The organism is Kitasatospora sp. NPDC059571, from assembly GCF_042735675.1.
Lineage (GTDB): Bacteria > Actinomycetota > Actinomycetes > Streptomycetales > Streptomycetaceae > Kitasatospora.
The window spans coordinates 1-5,891 of the sequence record NZ_JBHWBW010000488.1 but is presented as its reverse complement, the minus strand read 5'-3'; the positions used below and the strand labels follow the sequence as shown (position 1 = coordinate 5,891).

Sequence of the window (5,891 nt, the reverse complement as noted above, 5' to 3'; positions counted from 1 at the left end):
GGTGCGCGGCGGGCCCTCCCGGCGCCGCCGCGCACCGCGGGTCAGGAGGTGGCGGTGCAGCTGGGGGTGGCCGCCGCGGACGCCCCCGCAACGGTCCGGGTGGCCTGCACGCCGAAGGTGGTCGAGGCGGCCGGTGCCAGGGCGCCGTTGTAGCTCATGTTCCCGGCCGTGATGCTCTGACCGGTCTGGGTGACGTTGGCGCTCCAACTGCTGGTGACCGTGAGCCCGGAGGGCCAGGTCCAGGCCACCTGCCAGCCGGTGGTCGGCCGGGTGCCGGTGTTGGTCACCGTGACCGTGGCGGTCAGGCCGCTGCCCCAGTCGTTCAGGGCGACGGTCGCGCTGCAGCCCGAACTCCCGCCCGCCGAGGCGGTGGTGGCGGTGACCGCGGCGGAGGCGGTGGAGACGTTGCCGGCGGCGTCGCGGGCGCGGACGGTGTAGCTGTAGGCGGTCGCCGCGGTCAGGCCGCTGTCGGTGTAGGTCGTCCCGGTCGCCGTGCCGACCTTGGTGGTGCCGCGGTAGACGTCGTAGCCGGTGACGCCGACGTTGTCGGTGGACGCCGTCCAGGACAGGGTGGCACTCGTCGAGGTGGTGCCGGTGACCGCCAGGCCCGCCGGCACGGTCGGGGCCTGGGTGTCGCCGCCGCTCCCGCCGCCGGTCGAGCCGGCGAAGCCCGGTGCCTTGATGTCGGCGAGGTAGGCGTCCTTGGTGGTGTTGACGGTGGTCCAGTCGTCGTTCAGGATGCCGCCGGTGTCACCGGAGTTGGGGTTCCAGGACCAGAACGTCCACTGGAAGGAGTCGGCACCGTAGGTGGCCGTCGGCCGCAGGTACTGGACCAGCGCCTTGAGCCACTTCTGGTCCACGGTGGACTGCAGGGTGGTGCCGAACTCGCCGACCCAGACCGGCGCGATGTTCTGGTTGAACAGGTAGCCCCAGTTCTTGTCCCAGATCCCGGGCATGTTGGCGGGGAACGACGGGTCGGAGAACCAGGTCTGCTGGGCCACGCTCGTCGCGTAGTCGTGCGCGGAGTACACCACCCGGTTGGGGACGCTCAGTTGGACGGGGTACTGGCCGGCGCCCTGGAGGTTGCCGCCCCACCAGTAGGAGCTGCCGTTGAAGGTCTGCACGCCCTCCACGAAGATCAGCAGCTTGGAGTTGGCCGAGAGCACCGCCTCGCCGCCGCGCTGGGCCGCCAGCCGCCAGTCGGTGGCGGCGTCGCCGCAGCCCCAACAGGCCGGATCGTGCGGCTCGTTGTGCAGGTCGATGCCGACCACCGCGGAGTTGCCGGCATACCTCGTGGCGATGGCCTTCAGGTTCGCCAGCCAGGTGCTCTCGGGCACCGCGGAGGTGTACCAGAGGGCCGACTGCCCGCCCGAGTCCGGGCGGTGGCGGTCGAGGATGACCTTCATCCCGATCGTGCCCGCATAGTTGACGATCTTGTCCATCACGCCCAGCGAGTCCAGACCCACGAGGTCCGCGTTCATCCCGCCGGAGGTGTTGATGCTGGCGGGCGCGGTACCCTTGAAGATGTCGTCGCTGTAGGGCAGCCGGATGGTGTTGTAGCCGAGCGACTTCATCTGGTCGATCATGCTCTTGTAGTCGCGGCTCCACAGGCCGTGGGCCACGTAGTTGCCGGTCTCGAAGCCGAACCAGTTGATGCCGGCGATCCGGACCGGCTGGCCGGCCTCGTCCAGGATCTGGCGCCCGCTGGTGTGCCAGTAGCCGGCACCGGCGGAAGCCGCAGCGGCCGCGGCCGCCGGGGCCGCAACCGGGGCGGCCGCCTGCGCTGACTGCACGCCGAGCGGTGCGGAGAGAATCGCCGCCGCCGCGGTGAAGGCCGCGGCGCTGCGGCCGAACCGGCGGGTGAGGCGCCGGCACAGCTGAAGGCGCATGGTCTCGTTCCTCTCTGGAAGCTGTCCGGCGCGCGGCAACGGGGCGCCACGGGCGCCGGACGGGTGGGGGCGTTCCGGATGGTGCGCGGTACGAGAAGTGCAGAGCTGCGCCCCATCGCGTAATGCTGCGGGAGCGCTCCCACATCGGTCCGATCCCCTCCCGTGGGGAGCGGGCACGCCGGACGAGGTCGCCATCATCAAGCCAGAGAGCGAATCCGACGTCAATACACCTGACCGACTTCACTTGTTGAAGTCAACTCACGGACTCAGCCGCGGAGATGGCACCTTGGGCCCGGGAAATGCGCCGCCGACCGGCCGGGTAGTGAACGGGACAGGGCCGCGAGGGTGGCTGGATCTTCCGACTTCAGGGGCCGGTCGGAGTAGGCATATTGGGAGCGCTCCCAGGCATGGGGGCGGTAATGGCGTTGGCGGGAGGCCAACGGGGCCACCCCGCATGCGGACCGCCGCGGACGGCGTGAATCATGGTGACATCATGCACATCGGACGGCGCTGGACGAGGCGGACGGCGGTGGACACCGGGGCACGGAACTCGACGCCCGCGGCCGCCGAACCGAGCGCTGCACCAGGCCGGAACCGGACCCCCGAGGTCAGCCCGCCGCCCGGCCTGCTGGGCTCCCTGCTCACCGGCAGTGCGGCCGGTGCGGTGGTCCTCGGGACGGATCTCTTGGTGCGGGAGGCCAGCGACGGGTTCGCCGCCCTTGCCGGAGAGCCGGCGGCGGAACTCCTCGGACGGTCGGCGTCCTCCGTCCCGCTCCTCGCGGACCGGGTGATCCAGCAGGTTCTGCACGCCGTCCTCGAGGACGGCCTCTCCCGGCCCTTCCGGGCCCTGCTCGGCCCGGCCGGAACGGCCCGGACCGCGGCAGCACCGACGCGGGCCGCGGACGGGCCCGGCGCCGGCACCGGGCCACGGGGGCCGCAGGCGGCTCCGGGCCCGGCCGCCGCCGCGGGCACCTGCCATCGGCTCGTCGCGGGTGGCAGGACGGTCGGCCTCGGAATCATCCTGGTCGCGGGGCCGGCCGCGGACGGCCCGGTGGAAGACGGCGCAGAGGGGGCCGGCCCTGCGGGGGACGGCCCGGTCGCCGCGTCCGCGACGGCGCTGCGGCATGCCCGCCGCAGGCTCGCGCTGCTGGACGAGGCGACCGGCAAGGTCGGGACCACGCTCGACATGGACACCACCTGCGCCGAGCTCGCGCGCTTCGCCGTCCCCCGGCTGGCCGACCTCGCCACCGTGGACGTCATCCCGGTGACCGGTACGGCGACGGCCGCCGTGGGCCGTCCCGCGGCCGCAGGACGCCTCCACCGGGCGGGGCTGGCCCGTGTCCCCGCGCTGGCCGAGTCGACGGGCGCGCTGGCCACGCCGGGCGAGCGGGTCCGGCACCGGCCCGGCACCGCACCGGCCCGGAGCCTGGCCGAACACCGCCCCGTCCTCGCCGACCTGCGCGCCACCGCGGCCGGCGGGGCGGCGGCCGACCGGGAGAGCGAGGCCTGCCGCAGCGCCGGTCTGGGAGCCGTCCTGGCGGTCCCGCTCATCGCCCGGGACCGCACGACCGGGGTGCTGACCCTGGCCCGGGCGGCGTCGGCCCCGGACTTCTCCCAAGAGGACGTGGAACTCGCCGAGGACCTGGCCCGCCGGGCGGCCGTCGCCATCGACAACGCCCGCCACTACGCCCGGTCGCAGGGCATCACGCTCGAACTCCAGCGGGCCCTGCTCACCGAGCCCGGCAACCCGCACCCGAATCTCGACCTCGCCTCGCGATACCTGCCCTCCGGCACCAGCTCGGTCGTCGGCGGCGACTGGTTCGAGGCCGTCCGGCTGTCCTTCGGACGGACCCTGCTGGTCATCGGCGACGTGATGGGGCACGGCGTGGAGGCGGCAGTGGACATGAGCGACTACCGGGCGATGCTCCGGTACGTGGCCGGCACCGACCTGCCCCCGCACCGCATCCTGCGGCAGCTCGACACCCTGATCGCCGAGAAGGAGTCGGCCCGGCCCGCCACCTGCCTGCTCGCGCTCGCCGACCCGGCCCGCAACCGGTGCACCTACGCGAGCGCCGGCCATCTGCCGCCCGCCCTCATCGTGCCCGGCCGGGGGACCGAGCTGGTCCGGATCCCCACCGGCCCGCCGCTCGGCACCGGCCTCGGCGGGTACGAACCCGCGGTCGGGACGCTCAACCCGGACGAGGTGGTGCTGATGTACACCGACGGCCTGGTCGAGCGCCGCGACGAGGACATCGACGCCTCGCTGGCCCGGCTCGCCGACCTCCACCTGCCCGTCGCGGGCGACCTGGACGACCTGCTCGACTCCGTCGTCCACGGACTGGCCCCACGGGTCGCCGAGGACGACATCGCCGTGCTCGCCGCCCGCGTCCGGCCCCGCTGACGCTCGGCAGACCGCGCGGCGGCCGTCGATGCCACCATGGAAGACCGGGCCGGTCGGCGGACGGAGGCTGCGATGAGCCACGACTACCACTTCCACCTGGACCAGGGTGCCCACTCGGTCACGGTGACCGTGCGCCTCGGGTCGAGGCGCGAGCTGGAGATGCTGGTGGACGGCAAGGAAGTCGCCCACGAGCGGGTGCACGGGCACCAGGCCGAGACCCACCTGCTCTCGGCCGTGCTGCCCACGGACCCGCCGAAGCCGGTGAGCGCCCGGGTGGAGCTGCCGAGCAGGGGGCGCGGCGAGCCTTCGTGCGTCCTGGAGGTCGACGGCCGGAGCCTGCCGATGGCCTCGCGCGTGCCGGCCTGAGCCGATCGCCCGTCCGAGGCGGCGCGGACCGTGTGTTCTACGCGGCAGGGACCGCGTGTTCCCGGTGGCAGGACCGGTCACCGGGTCATCGCAGGGCCGCCCGGGCGGCCGCGAGGGCCGAGTCGCGACCGGACGTCAACTCGTCCTCGGTGTAGACCGGGACTTCGGTGGTCGGAGGGATGCCTGCGCCGTCGAAGTCCCGGCCCTGCGCGGTGAGATAGCGCTCGTTCGGGAGGTCGAACGTCCAGCCGTTGGGGAGGGCGCGTTCGAGGACGTCGGAGAACACGCCCTGGGTGGCGGCCCCGATGCGCACCGGTTGCGGGGAGCGGCCCATCAGGGCCATGGCCAGCGACTCGGCCGCGCTCATCGTGGCGCTGCTGGTCAGCAGCGCCACCGGGCCGGTGAACCGCGGCGCTGTCGTGGGGACGACGGGTACGCGCTGGGGGCGAGTCCAGGCGTCCGCGTGCCGGGGATCGTCTCGGGCCTGTTTGACGTAGCCGAGGTAGGGCCGATCCGTCAGGCGCGCGGCGAGCCGGAGCGCGAGACGGTCCGAGCCGCCGCCGTTGAGGCGCAGGTCGAGCACCAGGCCCCGGAGGGCGTGCGGGCCGCCGGTGCGTTCGGGGGTGAGGATCGTGTCCAGTGCGCGGTCGAGCTCGGCGGCGTCCTCCGCGTACCCGCCGTCGGCGGTGTAGTGCTGGAAGCCGGTGATCCGCAGGTAGCCGAGGCCACCGGGCAGGTCGGCGTAGGCGAGCCGCCCGGCCGCGAAGGTCGTGAGCGGCGCCCCCAGCGCCGCCTCGGTGGTCCGATTCGCCGCGTCCCGGAACGCCGGGTCGAGGACGGGGAGGGTACCCGGGCGCGGGTGCCAGATGCGCCCGACTGCCCCGGCGTCCACGCCGGTGTGGGCGTCGCCGAGGGGACGCAGCAGGTCGTCGAGGACGGCCAGCAGCTCGGGCGCCGGGGTACGGGCGTCCAGCCGGCTGCGGTACCGCTCCCGCAGGGCCGGCCAGTCGATGCCCTTGGCCGCGAAGAAGGGGTAGTTGTCGGCGAAGGTCGCCCAGACGGTGTCGAAGACCTGGCGGGGGTCGGCCCCGGGCGCACCGGGGGCCGGATCCGCGGGGGGGCGCCCGCGCCGCCGGCGCGCGGGGGCCCCCCCCCCCGCCGGCGGCGCGCGGTGGGGGTGAGACTCGCGGGGCGGGGTCGCCCCCCGCGCCGCGCCCGCCGCCCGGCGCGCGCGG

At 74.3% G+C, this 5,891-nt stretch carries 4 protein-coding genes; 2 read left to right on the top strand and 2 right to left on the bottom strand.

From position 1 onward, the window contains the following. Positions 1-41 precede the first annotated feature (41 nt). Entirely contained in the window at positions 42-1,889 is a 1,848-nt protein-coding gene (locus ACFV0G_RS33620) for a cellulase family glycosylhydrolase (protein ID WP_380556184.1), read from the bottom strand. Between the two features lie 493 nt (positions 1,890-2,382). On the opposite strand from ACFV0G_RS33620, the gene ACFV0G_RS33615 reads away from it, so the two are divergent. Then, complete coding sequence (locus tag ACFV0G_RS33615) at positions 2,383-4,290, top strand: PP2C family protein-serine/threonine phosphatase (protein ID WP_380556182.1); 1,908 nt, start codon at positions 2,383-2,385, stop codon at positions 4,288-4,290. A gap of 72 nt (positions 4,291-4,362) precedes the next feature. Beyond that, positions 4,363-4,656 (top strand): hypothetical protein, encoded by a 294-nt coding sequence (locus ACFV0G_RS33610; protein ID WP_380556180.1) that lies wholly within the window; start codon positions 4,363-4,365, stop codon positions 4,654-4,656. An 85-nt stretch (positions 4,657-4,741) separates the two neighbouring features. On the opposite strand, the gene ACFV0G_RS33605 is transcribed toward ACFV0G_RS33610, so the two are convergent. Next, on the bottom strand, positions 4,742-5,891 hold a 1,150-nt coding region (locus ACFV0G_RS33605), incomplete at its 5' end, for a S41 family peptidase (protein ID WP_380556178.1).

What these genes read in the sequence shown, in the direction of transcription:
- ACFV0G_RS33620 (WP_380556184.1), bottom strand. Translation starts at nt 1,889, where the DNA reads ATGCGCCTTCAGCTGTGCCGGCGCCTCACCCGCCGGTTCGGCCGCAGC.
- ACFV0G_RS33615 (WP_380556182.1), top strand. Translation starts at nt 2,383, where the DNA reads ATGCACATCGGACGGCGCTGGACGAGGCGGACGGCGGTGGACACCGGG.
- ACFV0G_RS33610 (WP_380556180.1), top strand. Translation starts at nt 4,363, where the DNA reads ATGAGCCACGACTACCACTTCCACCTGGACCAGGGTGCCCACTCGGTC.